The following is a 4,283-nucleotide window of genomic DNA, read 5'->3' as shown; positions in this document are numbered from 1 at the left end:
GGCATTAAGGAAAATCCGCTGTTGCCTGTATGTCCCGGCCAGCATGCCGTTCACCTCGTCGAGAATGATCATCTTCGCCCCGGCCGTGCGCAGCAGCGCGCGGCAGACATCTTTCTCGCGGGCCAGTGTGCCCCCGGCCATTGCCGGCGCGCCCATACTGGACAGCAATTCGCGGTAGAGGTCCCGTTCGAGCGGCTCGGACGGCACTTGAGCAACCACCACTGGACGACGATCAACACCGGTCACCTGACAGAACTTTGGCGGGTGAGCGCGCTCGAACTTGCGGACAATCTTGGTCTTTCCCATGCCCGTGTCGCCATAGATCAGCAAACAGGGCATCCGGTCACGGGCTGGGTAGGTCAGCAGGTTTTCCAGGCGCGCGAGCGCCAGGCCAGCCTGATCGAAGCCGATCCAGCGGTCGGCCCGGATCCAGGCGATACGCTCATCATCCGGGAGCGCCGCGAACTTCCGATACGCCGGATCGAGATGCGGGCACTCCCCTGCCCCGCTCATGACCATTCCTCCACTTCGAACGTGGGCACCATGTCGCCATGCCCGCCATGATGTCCTGCATGTGCAGTTGCAGGTCCCTCATCTGTGGCTGCCGAAGCGCCCGACTGAACGTCGGCGGGCCGAGAGCCCGCTGCGATCCCATGTCCATGCTGATGATGCTTGTTCTGGTGTGGATCCGACATAGCTGCGCTCCTTTCCCGTTGCCAGGGTGGATCAAAACCCCCTGCCAGTCGGGCGGCGGGATGGCCGGGAGCAAGCCACCCCGCACGCCACTGAAGAGCCCTACAGGCCGCGGGCGGCGAGCCAGGCCTTCATCTCGGCAATCTCGGCTTCCTGAGCCGCGATCACCTCTTCCGCGAGCTTGCGGATTTCAGGGTCGGTTCCATGTTCCAGCTGGATCTGCGCCATGGCGACTGCGGCTTCGTGGTGCGGGATCATGCCTCGCACAAAGTCGACGTCGGCATCACCCGTATAGGGGACCATCATGTCGGCCATCATCTTGTCCATGGCGGCGGCATAGGCCTGTGCAGACGGATTGTCGGCGAGTTCCGGCGGGATTAGCGACGTGTGGCTCATCATGCCCATGTCTCCCATTCCGCCCATGTTGGAATGGTCCATCCCTTCCATGGTCTGGGCGATGGCGAGGCCGCCAACAAGGGCAATGGCTGCTGCGGAGAGCACTACTGTGCGTTTTTTCATTTTCGGGTGTCCTGTAATGTTTTGGATGCTTCAGGCCGGGGCGTAGCCGACCTCGGTCAGGGCCGCGACCAGCCGATCACGCGCAACTGCGGACGTGACTTCGACCTTGTGCGTGCTCGGGTCCGCCTTGACGTCGGCGGCCGGATCCACCGACTGGATCGCCTTCGTCACACTGCGGGCGCAACCGCCGCAGGTCATGTTCTCGATATGGAACTGCATGAGTTTCTCCTTTGGGGTTTTGCCTCATGCGCCATCAGATAGGGGTTCCCACGGTTGTAAGGTCAAGCCCACAAAGCCGTGATGACGAATCTCAGGTTACCCCTTGACCTTACCATGATGGGAAGCCCTATCTCATATAGCAGAGGCATCCTTGGAAGGAGTTCCGTGATGAACATGCTCGCAAAGCAGTCGTCTCGACTTGATACCGATCTTATGACGATCGACGTCGACGGGATGACTTGCGCGTCCTGCGTCGCACATGTCGAACGGGCTTTGAAGGCTGTGCCGGGGGTGACGACGGCATCAGTTAACCTTGCCACGGAGCGAGCCGAGGTTACGGGCGTGGCGCTCGATCGCGCTGCATTGGTGAAGGCCGTCGAAGATGCGGGCTACGATGTGCCAGCAAAGCCCATCGACCTAGCAATCGAAGGGATGACCTGTGCCTCTTGCGTGGCGAGGGTCGAACGGGCGTTGGCATCAGTGCCGGGGGTAGCGTCTGCCACCGTCAATCTGGCTACCGAGCGGGCAACAGTGCGAGGATCGGCCGATGTGGCGGCGCTGACCCGAGCGGTAGCAGACGCGGGATATGACGCCCGCCCCGCAGCCCCAGCTATGGCTGCGCATGATGGCGCGACAGCGAAAAAGGCCGCAGAAGAAGCGTTGCTGAAGCGAGATTTTGTAATCGCTGCCGCCCTTTCGTTGCCGGTCTTCGTTCTGGAAATGGGGTCGCACCTGTTCATGTCGGTCCACATGGCCATAATGAACACGATCGAGATGCAGAACAGTTGGTATCTGCAGTTCGCCCTGACCTCGGCCGTCCTCTTCGGCCCCGGCTTGCGCTTCTTCCGCAAGGGCCTGCCTGCGCTTGCCCGCTTCACCCCCGACATGAACAGCCTGGTCGCCGTCGGCACCTCGGCCGCCTACGGCTATTCGCTGGTCGCCACCTTCGCCCCAGGGTTCCTGCCTGCCGGGACAACGTATGTCTACTACGAGGCGGCGGCGGTGATCGTCACGCTGATCCTGCTCGGTCGCTACCTCGAAGCGCGCGCCAAGGGTCGCACGTCCGAGGCGATCAAGCGGCTGGTTGGCCTACAGGCCAAGACAGCCCGGGTGATCCGCAGCGGCGGGGTGGTCGAGGTGCCTGTTTCCGAGGTGCGCCCGGGAGATGTCGTCGAGGTCCGCCCCGGTGAGCGGGTGCCAGTCGATGGTGAGGTAATGACTGGCGCAAGCTGGATCGACGAGAGCATGATTTCGGGCGAGCCGCTGCCGGTGGAGAAGACCGCTGGGAATGGGGTAACCGGCGGAACTGTAAACCAGACAGGTGCCTTTACGTTCCGCGCCACCGCGGTGGGCGAGGCGACGATGCTCGCTCAAATCATTCGCATGGTCGAGGCGGCACAGGGCGGCAAGCTGCCGATCCAGGCACTCGTCGACAAGGTCACGATGTGGTTCGTCCCGGTAGTGATGGCGCTTGCAGCACTGACCTTTGCCGTCTGGCTGATCTTCGGCCCCGACCCCGCGCTGACCTTCGGTCTTGTCAATGCCGTAGCCGTGCTGATCATCGCTTGCCCCTGCGCCATGGGCCTCGCCACGCCGACCTCGATCATGGTGGGCACCGGGCGCGGGGCCGAAATGGGGGTGCTGTTCCGCAAGGGCGAGGCGCTCCAGTCTCTTCAGGGGGTGAAGGTCGTGGCACTCGACAAGACCGGCACGCTAACCGAGGGCAGGCCGAGCCTCACCGACCTCGATCTTGCACCAGGTTTCGATCGCGCCGCCGTTCTGTCACTCTTGGCAGCCGTCGAAGCGAAGTCCGAGCACCCGATCGCCCGCGCCATCGTAAAGGCCGCAGAAGACGAAGGTTTGTCCCTGCCCGCCGTCACAGCCTTCGACTCCGTTACCGGCTTCGGCGTCACTGCACAGGCGGGCGGGCAGCGGATCGAGATCGGCGCTGATCGCTACATGGCCCGACTGGGGATTGACGTGTCGCCCTTTGGGAATAGTGCAGCTCGATTGGGAGACGAAGGCAAGTCGCCGCTCTATGCCGCCATCGACGGCAAACTCGCTGCCATCCTTGCTGTCGCGGACCCGATCAAGGAGACCACGCCAACGGCAATCCGCGCCCTGCACACTATGGGGCTGAAAGTTGCGATGATCACTGGCGACAACGCCCGCACCGCAGGCGCCATCGCCCGCCAACTCGGCATCGACGAGATCGTGGCCGAAGTGCTGCCGGACGGCAAGGTCGCCGCAGTCAAGCGACTGAAGGCGTTGGGACAGCTCGCCTATGTCGGCGACGGCATCAATGATGCCCCGGCCCTGGCCGAGGCTGACGTTGGCCTTGCTGTCGGAACGGGGACCGACGTAGCGATCGAGGCGGCGGATGTTGTGCTCATGACCGGTCGCCTGACGGCGGTATCGGACGCCATCGCGCTATCCAAGGCCGTGATGCGCAACATCCGGCAGAACCTGTTCTGGGCCTTTGCCTATAACGCTGCCTTGATCCCGGTAGCCGCAGGCGTGCTGTGGCCGAGCTTCGGCGTTCTTCTGTCGCCGATCTTCGCTGCCGCCGCGATGGCCTTGTCGTCGGTCTTTGTTCTTGGAAACGCGCTCCGGTTGCGGCGGTTCCGGGCCGCAGTTATGCATTGAAGGAGGCATGATCATGAATATTGGTGAGGCGGCAAAGGCCTCGGGCGTGTCGGCCAAGATGATCCGCTACTACGAATCCATTCGCCTTATTACGACCGCAGGGCGGACCGGATCAGGCTACCGCGTCTACTCTCCGACTGAAGTGCAGATGCTGCGGTTCATTCGTCGGTCCCGCGACCTTGGCTTTTCGGTCGAGAAGATAGAAG

General features: G+C 62.9%; 5 protein-coding genes. 2 read left to right on the top strand and 3 right to left on the bottom strand.

Translation table 11 applies throughout. The annotated features are described in order from the left end of the window. The 3 genes from DRF71_RS22840 to DRF71_RS22830 form a co-directional block, all read right to left on the bottom strand. The coding region (locus DRF71_RS22840) for a TniB family NTP-binding protein (RefSeq protein WP_232831651.1) at positions 1-513 on the bottom strand (513 nt) is incomplete at its 3' end. Positions 514-795: 282 nt separating this feature from the next. Continuing rightward, positions 796-1,212 (bottom strand): CopM family metallochaperone, encoded by a 417-nt coding sequence (gene copM, locus DRF71_RS22835; protein WP_189382344.1) that lies wholly within the window; start codon positions 1,210-1,212, stop codon positions 796-798. 30 nt (positions 1,213-1,242) lie between these two features. Then, positions 1,243-1,431: a heavy-metal-associated domain-containing protein gene (locus DRF71_RS22830; RefSeq protein ID WP_112312896.1), complete on the bottom strand. Its 189-nt coding sequence runs from the start codon at positions 1,429-1,431 to the stop codon at positions 1,243-1,245. A gap of 174 nt (positions 1,432-1,605) precedes the next feature. Here DRF71_RS22830 and DRF71_RS22825 point away from each other — a divergent pair, with 174 nt between their 5' ends. Together DRF71_RS22825 and DRF71_RS22820 are read left to right on the top strand one after the other, a co-directional pair. Then, entirely contained in the window at positions 1,606-4,077 is a 2,472-nt protein-coding gene (locus DRF71_RS22825; protein ID WP_408634566.1) for a heavy metal translocating P-type ATPase, read from the top strand. 13 nt (positions 4,078-4,090) lie between these two features. Further along, the coding region (locus tag DRF71_RS22820) for a MerR family transcriptional regulator (RefSeq protein ID WP_157971267.1) at positions 4,091-4,283 on the top strand (193 nt) is incomplete at its 3' end.

The sequence above is a fragment of the Pseudogemmobacter bohemicus genome (assembly GCF_003290025.1).
Taxonomy (GTDB): domain Bacteria; phylum Pseudomonadota; class Alphaproteobacteria; order Rhodobacterales; family Rhodobacteraceae; genus Pseudogemmobacter; species Pseudogemmobacter bohemicus.
The sequence above is the reverse complement of the archived record's forward strand: the minus strand, read 5'-3'. Positions and strand labels throughout refer to the sequence as shown.

Coding starts and splice junctions, on each gene's coding strand:
- DRF71_RS22825 (WP_408634566.1), top strand. CDS start 1,606: ATGCTCGCAAAGCAGTCGTCTCGACTTGATACCGATCTTATGACGATC.
- copM (WP_189382344.1), bottom strand. CDS start 1,212: ATGAAAAAACGCACAGTAGTGCTCTCCGCAGCAGCCATTGCCCTTGTT.
- DRF71_RS22830 (WP_112312896.1), bottom strand. CDS start 1,431: ATGCAGTTCCATATCGAGAACATGACCTGCGGCGGTTGCGCCCGCAGT.